Source organism: Chitinophaga sp. 01L420 (genome assembly GCF_056399985.1).
Genome location: NZ_JBFTSK010000076.1, coordinates 1 through 21,373, shown reverse-complemented (window position 1 = coordinate 21,373; position 21,373 = coordinate 1). Strand labels below are relative to the sequence as shown.

Sequence of the window (21,373 nt, the reverse complement as noted above, 5' to 3'; positions counted from 1 at the left end):
CAAAAGGTGTCTAAAGTGATTCCGGTAGCCTCTTCCAGCGCCATGCGGCAGGTGGTGCGGGATGCATTAAAAAATGAATTTGCAGGCAAGGGGGGATTTTCCACCTTCAATTATGAAATGAAATCATTCAGCTACTACCAGGAGTTGAAGGAATTATACGGATATAATTCAAAAACCAACCTGCTCTTTGTTAACAATGCTACCAGCAGCGGAAGGAATGTAGATGCCGTTTCCAAGAAAACAGGCATCATGGTTAAGTTCCTGCAACAGAACTTTACCATAGATATGGATATTCCGGAGGACGGCGAACTGATCGACCGGAACGCTAATCCATCTGTATTTGGTTCGGTTGCACCATTGTATGTAAGCAGCGTTACCTATGGCCGACTTGGAATTATGACGATAGAAACAGATGCGGAAGAAGAAACCGCTACTGCGGTGTTCCGGAAAGCATTTAGTATCCTCGGTATCGTTAATGGCAGTAGTACACTGACAACGGACGAAAAGGCGATCATTGATGCTGCAGAGATAAAAGTATCTGTTGCCGGTGTAAGCGGAGAAGATGCCGTAAAAACCATTACCGGGCTGGCCGGACTCGCAGAACTGATCACCAAAGGGCTTACCTACACACCGGAATCTCCCGGTGTACCTATTACCTTTAAGATGCGTTATGTAAATGACGACAGCAATGTAGCCGCTCCTTTTGAGGTGAACTATGGGCCCTTTGATAAGGTATATGCACGGGCTGAATTTGAAAACGAGCATACCGCCTTTGGTAATACCGCTAACGGCACATTTATGAATACGTTCGCGGACATATATGTGGCATTTTACCAGGATCCTAACGGCACCGTACCTACGAAGGGATATAATTTTATCAACTTCAAGGGTCACGAAACTACCATATTGCAATATCCCAAGGAGGGAACTCAGCCCGCTGGCATCAAAAAGACTAATTCCGATGAATCGTTCAGAAATACACCGAAAGGTACCCGCTTACTGATACATAAAGACGAAATAGTGTATAGAACGGTTACAACCGGCCCTACCGGTACACGTGGGGGGCGTAGCAATACGTCCATTTATACCTATGACTATAACATGTTAAGTGGAGATGGATATTTTCCATTGCCCACAAAATCAAATTAACTTCTTTAATGCTATTTTATGATAGATATCAGACAAGCTTTTTTTCTTACCAGTGCAATCGCCATTGCACTGGTATCCTGCTCAAAAAAACAGGTGGATTCAATACCTGATAAGGCAACCGGTAGCAGCTACCGTTTCAGCGATCTGCCAAAGTATGGAGATACCATTATTACTATAAAAACAGGAAAGGAAACAGGGATAAAAGGTTATCTCGACAGATTAAAAATAAACGGCACAGGTGAATTTCTACGGGATAGTATATGGCCCAACAGTGGTGGCTATTCCAGTTTTTATACTACTGATGAACAGGTAGTAGTGCCGGATAACCAGGGATATATTTATCCTGGCTCATTGATCCGGGGTAATACCGTAAATGACGCTAATTTTGTTCCTCTCCCCATTCGTAATTATAAAAGAGTCCCGATTACGGTAAGCGTATCTTTCCCTTCTGATGCTGCCGTGGGTGTAATAGATACTCCCTCTCTTTCCCGTACCAGGGTATTTTTGAGAACGGCATTGCTGGCGCCAGGTTTTTCAGGTGCGCAGATTGAGGAATTTCTCTATGAAACTTTTGGTTTCTCTTTTTATGATGAGATAAAACGGGCGTTTGGGTCTAATGAAAATATTAAGAAACTGTTCTATTCTTCCAGCAGCTCCTTCAATTTTCAATCAGTGAAAACTGATAAACGCTCAGCGCTGGTAGCAAAATTCAGCCTGAAGAATTTTGTAATGAGATTGGAAGCACCTCAGAATGGAAAGCTCATTGATGAAACCAACGTAGATCAGGCGGTACTACAAGGATATACCCCTGTATATATTAATTCTATTACCTATGGCCGGATGGGCATTATCGTAATAGAGTCCAATGAAACCCTGGAGAATCTGAAAACGCAATATGAAAAGACGGTCAGGCGCATATTTAAACGTACCACGGAAACGTTAACAGAGGAAGAGAAGAGAGTAGTGAACAGTTCCCGGATAAATGTATACCTGATTGGAGGCTCCGGAACGCCGCAAACACAATCTGTTAATGGGTATGATGAGTTCGTGAAATTTATAGGTAGCAGTGGAGCCTTTACTGCAGCTGACCCCGGTGTTCCTATTGCATTTACCATGAAATATATGAGTGATAACTCAAATGTTAGAACAACATACCGCTTAGATTATCCTAATTAAAAAGAAGCAAATGAAATACCCATCTTCATTACTGATAGGCTGTTGGATGATATCTGTTGTGTTGTTTTGCTCCTGTAAAAAAAATGATCAACCTGTGCCACCTCCTGAAGGCGGCACAGGAATAAACAAAATACTGGATTCCGTTTTTTTATATGCGCAACAGGTATATTACTGGAATGATCAGCTGCCATCATACGATAAATTTGCGCCGGAGAAGTATGCGGCAGAGCCATCGAAAAGTAACCTGGACCTGCTTCAAACAGAATTGTTTGATATAACGCGCTATGCCATCAATCCTGTTACACAGCAATCGTTTGAATACAATATTCATCAACCTGAAATACCAAAGTATTCAACGATCTTAGATTTTATGAACCCATCCGGGGCAAATAATAATCCTGTTACAGCAGCGTCATTAAAAACGATTGGCAGGAATTTCGGGTTTTCGCTGGTAGCGATGGATAATAATGATATCAGGATACTGACGGTAAACAGAGATGCGCCGGCAGCACTGTCGGGACTAAAGAGGGGAGATATCATAAAAAGCGTGAATGACCATATGGCTGCTACGTCAGAAGCGTTCTACAGCTTTATTAAAAAAGCAACAGAAGACCCGCTGATACATTTTACAGTAGCAGATGCTGTTTCGGGCGTTGAGAAAAAAGTAACCCTATCAGCTACTGTACCGGTTCAGAATCCCTTATTCAAGGATACGGTTTTCAATATCGGGAATGTCAGTACCGGCTATCTTGCCTATGACCGGTTTACAGGAGAGAGTAATACACGGGCATACCTGGAGCCTGTTTTTAACCGGTTTGAAGCACAGCATATTACGGAGTTGATCATCGATCTGCGCTATAATGGTGGTGGTTTTCAGAGCACCTGTCAATATCTGGCGAACAGGCTGGTGCCGGCCGTTGATAATGAAAAAGTCATGTTCAGGGAATACTATAATCCCCTCATGCAGCAGGGGAAAGCCAGCATCCTGGCCAACCAGCCCATAGTGGATGACGCGGGTAACCCGATTATGATCGGAGAAAAAAAAGCCACCCTGCTGGATGTTGATTATAGCCTGAAAGCAAATACCACGCTCTTTGAAAAAGAAGGTGGTATTGGTAATTTAAAAAGGATATTTTTTATTGTAAGCGATGCCACGGCTTCTGCCAGCGAATTACTGATCAATAGCCTGAAGCCGTATATGGATGTGAAACTGATCGGCGTTTCATTTTCCGGTGGTCATGTGAGCACCTATGGTAAGCCTGTTGGTTTTTTTGATATCAATATAAATAAATATAAAATTTACATGTCACTTTACCACGATAAAAACGCCAATGATGAGGGCGCTTTTTTTGATGGTATACCTGCAGATATTTCTGTAATAGATAATCCTGCTGTTGACTTTGGTGATTTGCGGGATCCTTCGTTACGCAGTGCTTTCGCCATCATTGCTCCCGGTTATCGGCTCCCGGCTGTGGAGTTGCTACGCAAGCCGGTAACCGGTTTTCGGGGGAGAACAATCTATAAATATGATCAGGCATTTCCGGGTTTGATAAAAGAGACGCGTAAGCTGCATTTTAAATGAGTAATTGGATGTTTGAACACGGGATTGTATAGCAGACATAGTGCGGTGAAAGAGTAGTAGGAGAGTAGTAGGAGTGTAGTAAAAGAGTAATGTAACAGTAATAAGAGTGCAGTGGAACAGTAATAGCAATATAGTGGGAATGTAATAGATAGACGAGTCCTAGGTACTGGAGAAGTATACGAGAAGTAGTAATGAGGTAGGAGGCTGTAAAATGAACTGTGTCAAAGCATAAAAATTTCAATGCCATTTGCCTATGTTTTTGCTTTGTTCAGGTTTCGTAAACAAAGCAAAAACATAAACAAACAGATTATCAGCTGCGCCCCTGGCGCCATTATACAATGGATCCCTGATCAAACCATCCGGGGGCACCATCGTTTCCTGCGTCGCCATCGCCGGCGGAAGCACCTGGATTTCCGTTACCTCCGAAGTTGCCATTGTCTTCACAGTCAAACCATGCGCAGCCACCATAGCCACCGCCACCGCCTACACCGTTTGTTCCCGGTAAGCCGGCCTTTCCTCTTTCGCCGGCCGCTCCGCCAGGAATAGGATAATGCATGTCGCCGATGTTGAAGTTTTTATACTTTAAATCCACGAAGCCGGAAGCACCGCCATTGCCTGCTCTGCCACCGCTGCCGGCAGCTCCGCCATTGCCACCGGTACCACCGTCAGAAGCGCTTTCACAACCGCCGCCGTCTCCTCCGCGTCCACCATTGCCACCGTTACCGCCATTGCCACCATGGCCGCCATTTCCACCGCGTCCTCCCTGGGCATTGAAGGTGATGCCACCTTCAAAAGTAGAAACAGTTAGTTTGAGGGTTCTACCGGCTTTGCCGGCGCCTCCATCTTCTCCATTCAGACCCGGTGTACCATGTGAGCCATCCTGCCCCCTGGTAGATCCGGCATCGCCAAAAATATGACACTGGGCACGCTGGCCATCGGCCCCGTTAGGCCCTGATACGCCGTTGGGCGCTGCTCCTTTATCGGAACCTGCATCTCCTGTGAGGTTCCATTCTGTTCCGCTAGGCATATTATAAAGTTTTTGAAGTGATGAGTTAAGGTTTGTCCACTGCTTCTAATGCGAGTGCTTTCCAGTCTACTTTTACCACATCCGATACGGTGTGGGCAAGTTTTCGGATATTGCCGCGCAGTGTTCCGGTGATATCAAGTGTGAGTATGTCGGCGCGCTGAATGATGCGGGAGCCCTGGTATCCCAGTACATTGTCGGCAATCGCAAAACTGATGTCCTGGTCTATTATCAGCGTGGCATTTTTTTGCACAATGACATCGCCCAGCCGCACAAAGAGTTCGTATACATGAAAGTTGACGAGGAACTCCGGCACGGTGGCAGATACGATCCGGTGTGTTTTCGCTGCCAGCATTTGTTCTTCAGAAATGTGTGCAGGTAATGCCGCGTAACGGCTGATATCATTTGCTTTTGATTTTTTACCGCCGCAACCACAATCCTTTTCTCCCGTTAAAGGGATGTAACGCTTTACAGATCTTGGCAGCGCCGCTTCATGTGGATTAAAAGACTGCAACAAGCCACTGATAAATCCTACACTGTAACCATCAATTTTACCCTCAGCATCTAATGTGGAAAGACTGACCAGTCCTTCCGTACTATCAATATGTTCAAATGCTTTTGGGTCCGACAGTCGCGGTGCATTGGCAGGCGCCCTTCCGGCGAGGGTTAGCAAAGCGGCAGTGGTGAGCGGCCTTACGCGGGCAACGGATAAGCCCGACTTATGCGCGTCGCGGGCTCGTAGTGTAAATTGCTGGCCTTCTTCTACTACGATAGAAGGAACGCCATTGGGGTTCGAGTAAATCATGACTATTGGGGTTAATGTGATCTAAGGTGAGCAATATGCTCTGAGGTATTAGTCGGGATTTGGTGGAGGGAGGGAAACAAGGGGAGAGAAATGGGGGAATATATGAATGCTCTTCCTATTATCAATTTTTTGTTATTCCATATTAACAAACAATTGATTCACATTGGCATTAACAAAAATGAATCAATATCTTATTCCTATTTCTAAAGTTGCTATGAAAATTCATTTTTGATAAATATATACCCATAAAGGGTTCTGTCAGTTTCTCAAAAAAAATAATTAAATCCAAACTTTCTGCATTATCTGTGGCGTATCTAGATAGACAACATTGTAAAACCAGCTGAAGCAATTAATCTATTTACCAAAACGTGCACAATCATGAAGAAAAGCAAGGCTTCCCTGTTTGCTGGCGCAAAATCGAGTGACGAAAACTACGGCTGTTATTGATGGCTTATACGAAAAGAATAGTGACTGTCAGAAACAGTGCACAAGGTTTCCAATAGTAAAAGAAGTGTTTGAAACGATGTCGGTCGCACAACACTATTGTGGATCATGCCATGATAATATTAATTGCAGAAGACTCTTGCAAGTCTCTAAGCCGCGGAAGAGAGCGAAAATATGCAGCTGTCTAATTCACTTACTTTTAGTGGATGTATTCGGCAAATATATACAGCATAAATTAACTACAATGCTGATATGATTTAATTATACAATACTGAAACACATCGATGCTATAAAGGTACCACTCGGAAAAAACAATCATATAAAAATAAAATAAATAATTATAAAACAATAAATTATACATTGTAATATTTAATTGTATATAAGAATTGTTTCGCCGTAGAACTATATTAGATAAGATGAATGCCAATTTTAGTACGATTCATTTTACAGCGTGTATTATTTAAAGTAGGATTAAATTAAATTAAATCTGTTCTTAAATAACGATAGCGCGCTATCAGCATGAAATATTAAAATTTAGTTTATGAAAAAGCCGATAACTATGATATTAATTAGAATACTCTCATTAATATTCATATTAATGTTAGCATCCAATATTAATGAAGCAAAAGCTAAGTATAAGAGGCAGATGCGCACACTCACATTAACTGCCAGTCATGTTTCACTAAAATATGTATTCGAGAATATTTATCAGCAAACTGGATTAGTTGTCAAACTTAACAATTCTGTAAAAGACTTGAATGAGACCCAAATCATAAGCGTGAATTTTAAACAAACAGAGATTTCAGAAGTAATGGCATTTTTGCTAAATAATCAAAAAGATGTAAAATTTATATTAAAAAATAAATCAATTATAGTTTTTAGAGAAATAAGTAATCAAGTATCGATATATAAAAATATAGTTGACACTTCCAGTTCTACGTTTCCTCTTACAGGAAAAGTAACAGACCAAGCAGGCAACCCAATACCCGGAGTCAGTGTAACATTGAAATACTCCAACAAAGGTTCAATAACAAATGAGGACGGAAGTTTCTTGCTATCAAATATAAATAAAGGCGAAGTTGTAATATTTAGATCCTTAGGTTTTCTATCTAGAGAGATGCCTGTGAAAAACAGGAGCATTCTAATACAGTTAAAGCCTTATATTAATAGCTTAGACGAAACTGTTGTTATTGCTTATGGTACGACAACAAGAAGAGTGAGTACCGGAAATGTTAGCACAGTAAAAGCTGTGGATATAGAAAAGCAGCCAGTAAGCAACCCTCTAATGGCCTTACAAGGAAGAATACCTGGCATATTCATTACTCAAACCTCAGGATTGTCGGGAGCGGCAGTTACTGTACGAATTCAAGGGGAAAATAGTCTTGAAAGCGGAAACAATCCCCTTTACGTCATTGACGGAATACCATTCACCTCCCAACTATTACCTTCAATATCGACAAATAACTATGGCATAATATCAAATGGGAGCCCAATGAATTTTATAAATCCAAACGACATTGAAAGCATTGACGTCTTAAAGGATGCTGACGCCACAGCCATTTATGGTTCGCGCGCTGCCAACGGTGCGGTTCTCATTACGACAAAAAAGGGAAAATCTGGACAGACCAAGGTAGACGTTAATATGCAAACTGGCTGGGGGCAGTTAACACGAAAGATGAACCTTCTAAATACGAAGCAATATTTAGAAATGCGCAATGAAGCAAAGAAAAACGATGGCCTCCCAATATCTCCAACTGACTATGATATTAATGGAGTATGGGATACAACTCGTTCAACAGACTGGCAAAAAGAACTCTTAGGGAATACGGCTCGCTACACAGATTTTCAGGGCAGTGTTTCGGGAGGAAATGCAAATACCCAATTCTTAGTTGGTGCCGGATTTCATGCGGAATCAACTGTCTTTCCAGGAAATTTTACAGACAAGAAATCGTCAATACATTTTAACATCAACAACATATCTACAAATCAAAGGTTTCGCCTGCAGGTATCAGGTAGTTATTTAGTTGATAAAAATCTACTTCCCAATAACGATCTAACAAGTCAGGCTATTAATCTTCCGCCCACCGCTCCGCCTTTATATAATAAAGATGGGGGATTAAACTGGGCACCAGATGCTGCTGGTAACTCAACATTTGCTTATAATCCGGCAGCATATATTTATAATAAATATAAATTAAATACATTTAATCTATTTGGGAATGCACTTCTAAGTTATGAAGTGCTACCGGGCTTAGATATAAAAACTAGCTTGGGTTATACAAATATGCAGTCGGATGGAACCATTGCCGTCTCATCGTTATCTGTTCGACCCGAATACAGAGTGCTTTTCAATCCCAGATCAGCGAGCTATAGTAATAGTTCAATCGCAACATGGATTATAGAACCTCAAATAACATATTCTCGCCAAATCAAAAGAGGAAAAATTGAAGCACTATTAGGGACCACCATACAGCAAACAAACAGTAAACAAGTACAGTATCTAGGTGGGGGATATTTAAGCGATGCAGTTCTGGAAGATATCCATTCGGCAACACAATTATATGTAATCTCATCTCTTGCCACTATATATAAATATAATGCCCTATTCTCACGCTTAAAATATACCTATGATGACAAATATATCATTAATGTGAATGCTCGTAGAGATGGTAGCAGTAGATTTGGAGACAAAAACCAATTTCACAATTTTGGCTCTATCGCATTTGCATGGATATTCTCTAACGAAAAATTCATTCAAAATACTTTTCCATTCTTAAGCTTTGGTAAAATGAGGGGAAGTTATGGGATAACAGGAAATGATCAACTTGGTGAATATAGATTTCTTAACTTATATACTCCGCTTGATCGGATTGCTATTCCCTATCAAAATGTTATCGGATTAGAACCCCAAGGGATAACCAATCCCTATTTAGCCTGGGAGCAAACCAAGAAATTGCAATTCGGGCTTGATCTGGGAGTGCTAAAAGATAAAATGCTCTTCTCTCTTAATTACAACTACAACAGATCCTCCAATCAATTACTATCATACGTTTTACCAATATTTGCTGGATTTCAATCTGTCGCAAAGAACTTCCCGGCAACTATACAAAACACAGGATGGGAGTTTTCAATGTCCACCAAGAACATCAATACGAACAATTTTAGTTGGTCAAGTGATATCAATTTAACTGTTCCCCAAAATAAGTTAGTTGCATTCCCCAACCTGGCTATGTCGTCCTACTTCGATATGTTAGAAGTTGGGAAACCCGTTATGAGCACAAAACTATATCACCTTTTGGGAGTTGATCCAGCAACAGGTCAGTACCAATTTGAGGATAGTAAAGGTAATCCCACATTCAATCCCGATTATGTAAATGATAGAACTGTACTAGTCAAAACTTATCCTGATTTTTATGGTGGATTTCAGAACAATTTTAAATATAAAAACTTTGAACTGGAGATTCTATTTCAGTTTGTAAAGCAAAAAGCTATGGGCTATCAGTACGGCCAAAGCAACCCCGGAGGTTTCATTAATAATATGCCTACAAGCGTACTTGATAGATGGCAAAAAACGGGCGATAAACGTCCAATTCAAAGATTCAATTCTGACGATGCAATATATTCATCATGGGGAAATGCACTTTACAGTGACGGGGCATGGGCCGATGCATCTTATATTAGATTGAAGAACATATCCCTTTCTTGGCAGTTACCGGAATCATGGAAAAGAAAGATTCACGCGAGTAATTGCCAGCTGTTTGTCCTCGGGCAAAATCTTTTAACCTTTACTAAATTTATAGGTCTAGATCCTGAAACCAAAAGTATAGATGCACTACCGCCGCTACGCGTACTAACAATGGGAGCACGAATCTCCTTATAATTCTCCTTAGAACGAGAAGAGAAAATACAAACTGAAAATAATCGAAATTATCATGAAACTAATAGCTGAAAATAATCGTCCATTCCTTATAAAAAAGAGATCTCCGGTAGCATTGCATACTAAATCTAAACATGCAATGATTTGCAAATTAATTATTCTTCTCTTAGTTGTAAATTTGCTTGGTTGCAAAAAGTTAATTAGCATCGATGCGCCAATTACGGATATAAATGCTATAAATGTATATAACTCAGATGCTACCGCATCTGCAGTGCTTATCGGCATCTATACAAAAATGACCTCGACATTGCGTAGGGGAGGTCTTACATCGGTAACATTATTCCCAGCACTATCAGCTGACGAATTAACCATTATCGGAGGAACCAATAATAGCGCCAAAGAATATATACCCTACTATCTCAATAGATTGACCAGGTCTACAACCGGGAGCATGGATTTCTCTGTTAATATTTATCCAATTCTTTATATAACAAATTCAGCAATAGAGGGAATAAATAGCTCTACTGGATTGACGCCATCGGTAAAAAAACAATTATTAGGAGAGGCTAAATTCATGAGAGCATTTTGCCACTTCTATCTTACGAATTTATACGGAGACATTCCATTAACGATTACAACCGACTACACGGTAAACGCAATTTTGCCCAGATCCACAAAGCAGACGGTGTATCAACAAATCATTTCTGATTTAGAAGACGCTCAAGGACTACTAACGGAAACTTATGTTGCAGGTAATTCAATTAGTGCGACAAACGAAAGAATAAGGCCCAACAGATGGGTTGCAACCGCTTTGTTAGCAAGGGTTTATTTATACAAGGGCGATTGGGTGAATGCTGAGAAGCAATCTAGCTTAGTTATCAATAATTCATCTCTATATAATCTTAACAGCCTGAACAACGTATTCTTAAGGAATAGCACTGAAACTATCTGGTCATTACAACCAACTCTTGACCCTACTGGAGTTCCAAATACAGAAGATGCAAATCTCTTCATACTTCCCGCTACGGGTCCTACCGTCAGTGGTAATTACCCAGTTTACTTAAGTAATAGTGTTGTAAATAGTTTCGAGAAAGGAGATCAGCGGAAAAAAAATTGGATAGACAGTGTTGTTGTAAAAGAGGATAGTATAACTAAACACACTTACTATTATCCTTATAAATATAAAATCAATGCAGGCAATGCTCCCGTAGAGGAATATACTGTGGTATTACGGCTGGCTGAACAATATCTTATTCGCTCCGAAGCCAGGGCACAACAGTCGAATATTAATGGTGCTTCAGATGATTTAAACCGAATTCGCGAAAGATCTGGATTACCCAAAACGACTGCAACAACCAAAGAGTCATTATTGTCGGTGATTTTACATGAAAGACAAGTCGAACTTTTCACAGAATGGGGACATCGCTGGTTTGATCTAAAGAGGACAAATAAAATTAATGACGTAATGAGTATTGTCACTCCAAAAAAGGGAGGTATTTGGAATAGCAATTGGCAATTATATCCATTTAGGGACTTGGATTTGGCAAGTGATCCTAATCTCACACAAAATGATGGATACTAAACGACATCAGATCGCCATTGACCTCCAATACGAAGTGGATATATATCTTCATCTCAAATTTATTATCTAAATAATTGGCCCAAAAAGGAAAAAAATGATTAAAAATAAATTAAAATGTTTAGCATTAGTCCTATCAATATCAATTTATACCCATGCACAGAACCCTAAAAATACATCAGATAATATTCTAGGGGCCCAAACATACCAAATGCAGCCGGTTCACCTGCAGTCTAGATGGGCGAAAGATGTCAATCCTAATAACGCATTAAAGGAATACCCACGCCCGCAAATGGTGCGCAAAAATTGGGAAAATTTAAATGGTCAATGGGAATATGCAATTACTGATTCAAGCAAAAATGCTCCAATTGATTATACTGGATTCATTCTTGTTCCCTACCCAGTAGAGTCATCACTATCGGGTGTACAAAGAAAATTGATGCCAAATGATAATTTATGGTATAGACGATTTATACAAAAACCTAATTTACACTCTGACGAGCGATTGTTATTACATTTTGATGCTATAGATTGGAAATCCACTATCTATATTAATGGAAGAGAAATTGGCCAGCATACTGGCGGATATCAAAATTTCTACTTTGACATTACTGAGTACTTAAATCCAGGGAAGAATGAATTAACAGTAAAGGTCTTTGATCCAACGGACCTGGGGCCAAATCCTCATGGGAAACAAGTACTCAACCCTTCAAATATTTATTACACAGCATCAAGTGGTATATGGCAAACTGTTTGGCTTGAGACAGTTCCGAATAAACGTATTTCGAATATAAAAACTACCCCTGACATAGATAAAGAAACGCTTTTAATTGACATAAATACAACTCGAGAGACTTCGAACCTAACATTGGAAGTTACAGCATTAAAAAATGGGGAGATAATAAGTACAAAAAAACAACTCATTGCACAGCAAAAAGAAGTTGATAAAAATACAACTTCGATAGCGCTAAAAATCCCTCATCCAGATTTATGGTCTCCTGACAACCCATTCCTATACGACCTTTCTATAAAATTACTCAAAGGAAATATGGTCGTAGACAAAATAACAAGTTACTTCGGAATGCGTAAAATTGATATCCAAAAAGATGAAAAAGGAGCGGACCGGATTTTCTTAAACAACAAGTATACCTATAACCTGGGAGTGCTTGATCAAGGATTTTGGCCGGAAGGTTTATATACTGCTCCAACTGATGAAGCATTGGCATTTGATATAAAGGCGATCAAAGCCATGGGTTTCAACACTATCCGAAAACACATAAAAATAGAACCTAGTAGATGGTATTACCACGCTGATAAAATTGGAGTATTGGTGTGGCAAGATTTTGTAAACCCTCCTCACGGACTTCCAGAAGGGGCCAAACAGATATTTGAAGAAGAGATAAAGGAAACAATTGATCAATTACACAACTATCCATGTATTACTACGTGGGTGCTTTTTAATGAGCGATGGGGATCATACGACCAACGGCGCTTGACAGAATGGGTTAAGAAAAATGATCCTAGCAGAATAGTAAATGGGCACTCCGGCGAATTGTTATACGTAAATGATCAATTAAGACAACCTTCAGACTCTCCTTGGATAAATAGCGATTTAACTGATGTACATTCCTATCCAGATCCACGAAATGCACCTGGACAAGCAGGAAAGGCGAGAGTACTAGGCGAGTTTGGTGGAGTTGGCGTATCAGTTCCTGGTCATCAATGGGATGATATGCAGGGATGGGGCTATATACAGGTGCCGTCTACAGAATTAAAAAAGCGGTATGCCTATATGATGAGTGAATTAAAAAAATTAGAATCTGAAGGCCTGAGTGGTTCAATATACACTGAACCATATGACGTTGAAGGAGAAGAAAATGGTCTACTCACGTATGACAGAGAGATTATAAAAGTACCAATTAATGAAATTCGAGAAATTAATAATAATTTGGTATCCCAAATATCAAAGACAGTAGACCCTAGATTTTATATTGCGGAGGATATAGATACTAAAGATAATGATGACAGATATACAGAACTTCTTCTTTCCTATGAAAAAGGTAAGCATGACTCAAGCTTTCTCAGGCGCTTAATATTAATGGCTATTCGCAAGAAAGATCAAGCTAAAACCACAAATGTTGGTCGAGAATATATCAATCAATTAAAAGACCCATATTCAAAAGAAAACCTAACCTTTATTACACAAATCACAAGAACAACTAAGGATAAGGGCTTTKAAATGCTTATCTCCGACTCTGAAAAAATCGACTCTGTTTTAGGTGAAAATACATCAATCTATAAATTAAAGTATATTATCACTATAGAAGAACTAGAGCCTTATATGAGAACCAATTATTTAAATCCAAACTGGGATAGTGTACAGCAAGTATTTACAGATAAATATGGATCTGTTGGTGAGGAGCTAATTTTCGGAAAGCGCATGTATTACTATGGAAATGTAACCCAGGATTGGAAGAATTATGGTAAATACTTCGTACTCTATTTTGAAAAGGCGTTGCATCATCCTGACTTTATGATCAATAATATTGCATGGATGCTATTTGAGCATGTCGATGATCCAAAAGTTCTTGCATTTGGTGTTGAAGTAATGAAATATTGCATTGAAACCTGGGATAAACAGGCTCCTGACGCTTTTGACACATATGCTAACCTACTTCATAAAATTAATAAATCTAGCGAAGCCATTAAATGGGAAGAGAAAGCTCTTCAAATGATGAAGGGTAGTCCTGACGAAAAAGTTTTCGCTGAAACCCTCCAAAAAATGAAATCCGGCCAGCCGACCTGGCCTACAAATAATTAAACGCATTACGCGGTACATGTGGGCGGATGGTTTACGCCCCATGTGCACTCTATGAAAACGTCGCTAATAGTCTTGTTGGTGACCTATTTTTTCAAACTGATAATAAAACTTAAAATATGATCCTATTTCACCCTGCTACCCACAAATTCTCAAAAGAAAAGTTTAATTACTATAGTACGATCGGAATTTTAGTCGTGTATTATTAGTATATCCTAAGTAACCGTTAAAAGACACAATTAATGATACAATACTGACAGCCGATTGAAATAGTTTGTTACTGTCCTATGTGAACCTATTTAACGGGTAGCAAACTGTCAATCACCCTATCAGCAGGCTCCGGAAAACAAAAACAATTAACATTTAAATCTCATTGTTTTATGGCTAAGCCAAAGAAAACTAACCTCCCCGAAAAGATTCTGAAAATTGAAACGGATGACACGAATTTCACGCCTGTGGAAAAGATTCCGGAAGAGTACCAACACCTGATTATTCCAGCAGCAAAAGTTTTCTATACCCATGATTACGACTTTGACATGGTTTGTCAGTGTATCCGGTTAGGGGTATTTTCACTCTGGATGCACGAAATCTTTGCGATGGAAGCTATCAACTTATTACCGGTCACCTGCAGAGAAATCGTAGTACTTCATTTTATGGCGCATGGTGGTACCAAAGCAGAAATAGCTCAAAACGGTACTTATCCACTCAATGGCAAAGAAGTAAACCTCTTTAAATTAAACTCGCTGTTTCATGAAGCCCCGATGAAAAGAGGTGATGAAATGTTCAGCTTCCATATTAATGTATTACCGCAGGACCTGGCTGCGTTAGGCGAAAAGCATCCTGAGCTGGCACAACTGGCTAAAAAGGAACTGATGCCTGGTAGYGGTGCATTGCAGGACAGGCCTTATAAAATCAACCTGGTATGTAATTATCTTATTAAGGCAATCAATGAATGCAAGTATATCGAGATGCTGGCAGAGAAATTCCTGTACAGATGCTGTCTCGACCTGTTTATCAACTTCGCGAACCAGGACAAAATAGCCCATCTCCCCAACATCTATTATTCCGACGAGATGGAGTATGCCCTGAAAGAAACTGTGGAGTATATGATAGAAAACGTGGAAGAGGAGTTTAACCTGGCGAAAATTGCCTATCATCTCGATGTGAATGCACTGGAGCTGAGAACAGCTTTTGAAAATACGTATCAGATTACCCTGGAGGCCTTTGACCTGCAGCGTAAAATGATCCATGCGTTTCAATTGACGGTAGGCTCCAAGTCATCATCAGACGAAATTGCCAGCTCTATCGCTATGACAGACACCACCAAATTTATTAATCTATTCGAATCATATTTTGATTGTTCCTTCATCGCAGTTCGTAATGCCCAATGAAGTTTTCTTAATCACCCCTTTTGATTTTTTAGGTTGGTGACTCGCGGGGCTATTCCTAGTCCCGCTATTTTTTTCTTTATCCCCTCAAAATAACCCTTGCTTTTTGCAGTCAGCAAAAGAATCCTTAAATTCCTTTTCTTTTCTCACTGTAAAAAGCAAGGGTTATGTCTTTTCAGCAACGTACCATATTAATTACCGGCGCAAGCCGCGGCATAGGTAAGGCCATCGCATTACGTTTAGCCAGCAAAGGCGCCAATATCATCATTGCTGCCAAAAGCGTGGAAGAAGACCCGCGGCTGGGAGGTACCATTTACTCTGCTGCCAAAGAAGTAGAAGAAGCCGGTGGCAAAGCCCTGGCGGTGCAGGTAGATATCCGGGAAGAAGCACAGATCGCACAAGCCGTTCAACAGGCAGTAGAAAAGTTTGGCGGCATCGATGTCGTGATCAACAACGCCTCGGCGATTCAGCTCACCAATACAGAACAAACACCCGCCAAACGCTTCGACCTGATGTATGATATCAATGTACGCGGTACCTTCCTGGTAACCCAACATTGTATTCCTTATCTGAAAAAAGGTAATAATCCACATATACTCACCTTATCACCTCCCATCAACATGGACCCAAGATGGTTTAGTCCGCATGTAGCCTATACCATCAGCAAGTATAATATGAGCATGCTGGCTATGGGCTGGGCAGAAGAGCTGGCGCAATATAAGATCGCCTCCAATGCTTTATGGCCGGCTACCACCATTGCTACAGCGGCGGTGAAAAATCTGCTCGGTGGGGACGCGCTGATTAACCGGAGCCGTACCCCGGATATTATCGCTGATGCAGTGGAATATATTTTAGCCCAGCCTGCGTCTTATACAGGACATACGTTCATAGATGAAGAGGTATTGAAGGCTGCTGGTGTTACGGATTTTGATAAGTATGCGGTGGTGCCTGGAGGTAAATTACAGAAGGACTTGTTCCTGTCGTAACATTTAATATAAATGATCTACATAAATAAGCCGCTCTGAAAAGAACGGCTTTCTTATTGAACCAATTCCAAGCAACTGCTTAGATATACTGTCTTGCAAAAAAATAGCCACCCTGGAAAGGGCAGCTGCCTTCGTACATTGTTTGTCACCCTCCGTTGAGGGAGGATTGTTAACCCATTCAAATATACTAAGAGTCCAAATAAAACATTTATTCAGTTCTATTCAGTCCATTTTTTTTTCATTCATTCTTGTTCATTTTAAAAATCGATAAAAACGAGATTTTTGAATAGGAAAAATTATGTATGGAGAATTTAACCGTAGCAACATATACTATGGATACCTAACTATTTAATATTACCGGCATAACTACCGGCAGAACTATTGACAGGTGGTGTATTGGTAACAACGAAAGCATATTCTCCGGAATCGGTTGCAATCACATAATGCCCATCTTTATACCCCTCGGTGAGCCGCTGCCCGTTCATCGTTACATCAGAAGTAGACAATGCAGGTACATAAATAGTAGCATGGGTATTACCCGGTATTACTACATTCATGGAGAAATCCCCCTCTTCTTTTTTCCATTTTAAAAAAATGAAACCATAGGGTGATTCGTAATTGGCATCAACAGCAGTCACATCTCCCACCGGCTCCGGACGGATCACGATATCGCGGAAAGCCACGCTGCCTGGTGCAGGCCGGATACCGGCCAAACCGGTATAAAACCATTCCATCAGGTGCCCGAGCATAAAATGATTGTTGGATGCATTGTGATAGGCCTGCCAGGATTCTGTGAGGGCAGTAGCTCCCTTTGCCAGTTGCAGTCCATAGCCGGGAACATCGGAACGACTGTTCATATCATAGATCACATCAGAACGTCCTTCCTCATCCAGCACCCGCAGGAGATAACGGTAACCAATATCGCCGGCAGTGATGCCATTATTATGTTGACGGATATCTTCGATAATATTTTCTACTACAGCAGCTTTATCATAGGGATCTACCAGCTCCATGTATACCGACATGGCATTGGCAGCCTGACTGCCACTCCCGTATTGTTTGGTGCTATCGTTAAAGAAGGTGGTATTATAAGCACCTTTTACCGCATCTGCTAACACCTGGTATTTGTGCGCATCTTCCCTTCTCCCTAAAACACCTGCTACTTTCGTTAGAATACGGAGGTCATAATAGTACATAGCCGTAGCCGTAATTCCTTTGGGCGTAAGCTGGGATTCGCCGGGAAATTCAGGTCCAATGTCGTACCAGTCGCCCAGCCCATGCCGGAGGATGTGATGATCAGATTTTTTTCCGAGATAAGCCACGTAACGGGTCATCATCTCATAACTCTCTTCCAACACACTTTTATCACCATACCACTGGTACATATACCAGGGCAATATCACGCCATTGCTGCCCCATTCCGGCGAGTCGCGGAAGCCGCCCTCAAACTGTACATACTCTGGTGCGATGTCCGGGATAAGGCCCTCTGGAGTTTGTGCATGGATCATATCCTGCACTACCTTACGGCATAGCGTAGCAACATCATAGTTATAGCGGATAGAGCTGCCGACTAAATGCGCCTGTTCCAGCCAACCCAGTTTTTCACGATGCGGACAATCCGTCAGCACGCTGCTCATATTGCTGCGGATAGCCCAGTCGATGAGGGTAAACGTTTTATTGAACAACTCATTGGAACAATGGAAATCACCTCTATGCGGCGCATTATTACGCGTATGAATACTGTACACCAGGTCAATTTCCGGCAGATGACCGGGATTCGCCTGCCCCTTAGGCACTGCCCCGTGCACCTGCACATAACGAAAGCCATAGTACATGAACCTGGGCTCCCAGTTTTCTACACTATCCCCTTTGAGGGTATAATTGAAATACACCGGGCTACCTACCGGCGACTGGTCTGCCAGGCCATCGGGAGTCAGCAGTTCCGAAGGTATTAATTTAACCACGGCATGCGCTTTACCTTTTACGGTGAGATGAGGAATGGCAGATGCATTTTGTCCCATATCATACAACCACACGCCTGGCTTAGGCTGGGTAATTTTCACCGGGAAAATCGGATCATACCTGCTCATCCCATTTGTTTGTGCATGTAGTTGAGGCGAGCTGCGTACCGGCAGTGCATTACGCCATGCCTCATCGGGAAATCCCGGTTTATCCCAACCCGCTTGTTCCAGCAGCGCATTATAATCTTCTCCCCCATAAATACTGGAAAAGGTAACCGGGCCCGGAGCCGCTTTCCAGGTGGGATCGCTCACAATATTATCGCTAGTGCCATCCCGGTATTGCAGGTACAGGCGGCATATCAGTTGTGGATAACCAAAAGCACCGGTGAGTTTACGGTATCTTTCGCCGGGTATATAAAAGAAGCCATTACCCAGCATCACCCCCAGGGCATTAGCGCCGTTTTGCAGATGTCTTGTTACATCAAAAGTAACATACAGTGCGTGCTCGTCATATTTTGTCCAGCCGGGGTCGAGAAAACCATTTACTTTATTTCCATTGAGATGAAGATCAAACTGACCCAGACCGGAAATAAAAACAGTGGCCCTGGCCAGCGGTTTGCTGATCCTAAATTCCTTTCTCAGCAACGGCAGTATATCATTGCGGTGCCGGTATTTTTGGTTGCTGTCATCCGTAATGGCGGGCACTATCCGCTGGCTGTCCGGCAGCACGTCATACCCTATCCATTGTGCATTCTTCCAGTCGCCGGGCGTATATAACCCGGTTTGCCAGTAAGACAGTCGACTCCAGTCGGACGGAATCCCATTGTTCCATACCATTACCTTCCAATAATACACAGTAGCTGACTTCAGCGTTTTGCCGGCATATGGCACCTGGATAGATTCATCCGACATGACTTTCTTCGAGTCCCAGATGTTGCCTTTGTCATGTGCCAGCTTAGCGGAATCATCTGACACCAAAATGCGGTAGGCCGTTTGATGAATATGGGGTTTGCTGGTAGTCAACTGCCAGTTAAATACCGGTTTGGCAGCATCCATACCGAGAGGGTTATTACCCTGTCCGTTACACAACAGGCTATGTACCCGAACTTTTTGGGCCAGCGTGGCGGAGCTGAACAATAGCAACAACAGTAACAACGGGGACTTCATCATACACTGATTTTTCAGATGATTGGACGAAAAGGGTTACATGTCCACTATAGCCTTGATCACTTCATTATGTGGGTCCAGTAAAGAGCGGAACGTAGTTTTCACTTCCCCGAACTTAATACGGTGCGTGATATAGGTTTCCGGTCGTACCAGTCCCTCTTTTATACAACGGATCACTTGTTCAAAATCGGCCCGGGTAGCATTACGGCTGCTCATCAGGGTGGTTTCCCTTTTGTGAAATTCCGGATGAGAGAACATCAGCAGTTCTTTCTGCAGCCCTATCAGCACATACCTGCCTCCATGCGCCAGGTAATGAATGCCATTGTTGATGGCTTTCTGGTTACCGGTGGCATCTATGACTACGGTAGGCATATCGCCCCCGGTAATGTCCTTTATCTGCGTGGCAACGTCCCCATTGGCATTCAGCACATGTGGGATCCCCAGCGCCGTGTTCGCAAACTGCAGCCYTTTTTCGTGGATATCGATGGCGATCACCTGTGCCCCGGCAATACGGGCAAATTCCATGGCAGCCAGTCCTATCGGCCCTGCTCCCATCACCAGCACATATTCACCACTTTCCACCTCTGCCCTGCGGATGCCATGCGCACTCACCGAAAGCGGTTCTACCAGTGCCAGTTGCTCCGATGTGAGTCCTTCCCCCTGCACCAGCAAACGCCCCGGTACAGCCAGGTACTCCACCATGCCGCCGTCTTTATGCACGCCCAGCACCGCTATCTGCTCACAGCAGTTAGGCTTTCCGGCCCTACAGGCAATACAGGTACCGCAGTTTTCGTAAGGAATCACCGTGACGATATCACCGGCTGTAAATCCTGGCACCTCATCCACGGCGACTATTTCTCCGGCCAGTTCATGCCCCAGGATCCTCGGATAGGTAAAATAAGGCTGTGTGCCCTCAAAGGCGTGCAGGTCGGTGCCGCAGATCCCTATCTTCTTTATTTTAATAATGGCATAGCCCGGCTGCAGCTGAGGCATAGCGCCTAAGCCGTATTCAAAATTGCCGGGAGTGGTGCAGATGAGTGTTTTCAATACAATTAATTTATACAAAATTCTTTGGAACTGCCGGGATATTTTCGCAGGCAGGGTCGAGAGGCAAAGAAAATGGTTTCAGGGGAGATGTTTGTAGGGGATATTAGCTAAGAGGTGGGGGATATTGGCAAAGGGGGGATTATGGTGAGGGCGGCTTGTCGGAGACGCCCCGGTTAGCTGTGTCTGGATTTTATGTTGCTATATATCTTTGAAAGTAAATCGTTTAATGAAATGGTAATGCTTAATAAAATTTCCTCTAAGAACAGAATTTAAGGTGTAGTATGTATCTCCGTTGAATTTTAGCATTAATCGTCGTCCCAATTCCCCATGCCTGTCATCTCCACTTTCTTTCCTAAAAAAAAGGGTTAAA

General features: G+C 41.9%; 12 protein-coding genes. 8 read left to right on the top strand and 4 right to left on the bottom strand.

Features of this window, described 5'->3' with window-relative positions:
- From AC1DP6_RS35100 to AC1DP6_RS35090, 3 genes are all read left to right on the top strand, one after another.
- A partial coding sequence (locus tag AC1DP6_RS35100; protein WP_477059065.1) for a thiol-activated cytolysin family protein occupies positions 1–1,149 on the top strand: 1,149 nt, incomplete at its 5' end.
- Positions 1,150–1,167: 18 nt separating this feature from the next.
- On the top strand, positions 1,168–2,325 hold the full coding sequence (locus tag AC1DP6_RS35095) for a thiol-activated cytolysin family protein (protein WP_477059064.1): 1,158 nt from the start codon (positions 1,168–1,170) through the stop codon (positions 2,323–2,325).
- Positions 2,326–2,335: 10 nt separating this feature from the next.
- Entirely contained in the window at positions 2,336–3,907 is a 1,572-nt protein-coding gene (locus AC1DP6_RS35090) for a S41 family peptidase (RefSeq protein WP_477059063.1), read from the top strand.
- Positions 3,908–4,238: 331 nt separating this feature from the next.
- Here the strand turns inward: AC1DP6_RS35090 and AC1DP6_RS35085 are convergent, their stop codons facing one another.
- Both AC1DP6_RS35085 and AC1DP6_RS35080 read right to left on the bottom strand, forming a co-directional pair.
- Complete coding sequence (locus AC1DP6_RS35085; protein WP_477059062.1) at positions 4,239–4,934, bottom strand: hypothetical protein; 696 nt, start codon at positions 4,932–4,934, stop codon at positions 4,239–4,241.
- Positions 4,935–4,959: 25 nt separating this feature from the next.
- Positions 4,960–5,736, bottom strand: coding sequence for a hypothetical protein (locus AC1DP6_RS35080; protein ID WP_477059061.1), 777 nt, complete (start codon positions 5,734–5,736; stop codon positions 4,960–4,962).
- 985 nt (positions 5,737–6,721) lie between these two features.
- Here AC1DP6_RS35080 and AC1DP6_RS35075 point away from each other — a divergent pair.
- From AC1DP6_RS35075 to AC1DP6_RS35055, 5 genes are all read left to right on the top strand, one after another.
- The gene (locus AC1DP6_RS35075) at positions 6,722–10,060 is read left to right on the top strand and encodes a SusC/RagA family TonB-linked outer membrane protein (RefSeq protein ID WP_477059060.1); all 3,339 of its coding nucleotides are present in this window, start codon (positions 6,722–6,724) and stop codon (positions 10,058–10,060) included.
- Between the two features lie 52 nt (positions 10,061–10,112).
- Positions 10,113–11,639 carry a RagB/SusD family nutrient uptake outer membrane protein gene (locus AC1DP6_RS35070; RefSeq protein WP_477059059.1) on the top strand — a complete coding sequence of 509 codons (1,527 nt, stop codon included), beginning with the start codon at positions 10,113–10,115 and terminating at the stop codon, positions 11,637–11,639.
- Between the two features lie 94 nt (positions 11,640–11,733).
- The gene (locus AC1DP6_RS35065) at positions 11,734–14,457 is read left to right on the top strand and encodes a sugar-binding domain-containing protein (RefSeq protein WP_477059058.1); all 2,724 of its coding nucleotides are present in this window, start codon (positions 11,734–11,736) and stop codon (positions 14,455–14,457) included.
- 377 nt (positions 14,458–14,834) lie between these two features.
- Positions 14,835–15,845, top strand: a complete 1,011-nt coding sequence (locus AC1DP6_RS35060; protein WP_477059057.1) for a hypothetical protein — start codon at positions 14,835–14,837, stop codon at positions 15,843–15,845.
- Positions 15,846–16,009: 164 nt separating this feature from the next.
- Entirely contained in the window at positions 16,010–16,828 is an 819-nt protein-coding gene (locus AC1DP6_RS35055; protein WP_477059056.1) for an SDR family oxidoreductase, read from the top strand.
- A 344-nt stretch (positions 16,829–17,172) separates the two neighbouring features.
- Here AC1DP6_RS35055 and AC1DP6_RS35050 read toward each other — a convergent pair whose 3' ends face one another.
- Together AC1DP6_RS35050 and AC1DP6_RS35045 are read right to left on the bottom strand one after the other, a co-directional pair.
- Entirely contained in the window at positions 17,173–19,959 is a 2,787-nt protein-coding gene (locus AC1DP6_RS35050) for a family 78 glycoside hydrolase catalytic domain (protein WP_477059055.1), read from the bottom strand.
- A gap of 33 nt (positions 19,960–19,992) precedes the next feature.
- Positions 19,993–21,003, bottom strand: a complete 1,011-nt coding sequence (locus AC1DP6_RS35045; RefSeq protein WP_477059054.1) for a zinc-binding alcohol dehydrogenase family protein — start codon at positions 21,001–21,003, stop codon at positions 19,993–19,995.
- Positions 21,004–21,373: the final 370 nt, after the last annotated feature.

Bases quoted from the DNA above. Each gene is read 5' to 3' on its own strand.
- AC1DP6_RS35090 (WP_477059063.1), top strand. From the start codon at position 2,336: ATGAAATACCCATCTTCATTACTGATAGGCTGTTGGATGATATCTGTT.
- AC1DP6_RS35075 (WP_477059060.1), top strand. From the start codon at position 6,722: ATGAAAAAGCCGATAACTATGATATTAATTAGAATACTCTCATTAATA.
- AC1DP6_RS35095 (WP_477059064.1), top strand. From the start codon at position 1,168: ATGATAGATATCAGACAAGCTTTTTTTCTTACCAGTGCAATCGCCATT.
- AC1DP6_RS35080 (WP_477059061.1), bottom strand. From the start codon at position 5,736: ATGATTTACTCGAACCCCAATGGCGTTCCTTCTATCGTAGTAGAAGAA.
- AC1DP6_RS35055 (WP_477059056.1), top strand. From the start codon at position 16,010: ATGTCTTTTCAGCAACGTACCATATTAATTACCGGCGCAAGCCGCGGC.
- AC1DP6_RS35085 (WP_477059062.1), bottom strand. From the start codon at position 4,934: ATGCCTAGCGGAACAGAATGGAACCTCACAGGAGATGCAGGTTCCGAT.
- AC1DP6_RS35070 (WP_477059059.1), top strand. From the start codon at position 10,113: ATGAAACTAATAGCTGAAAATAATCGTCCATTCCTTATAAAAAAGAGA.
- AC1DP6_RS35050 (WP_477059055.1), bottom strand. From the start codon at position 19,959: ATGATGAAGTCCCCGTTGTTACTGTTGTTGCTATTGTTCAGCTCCGCC.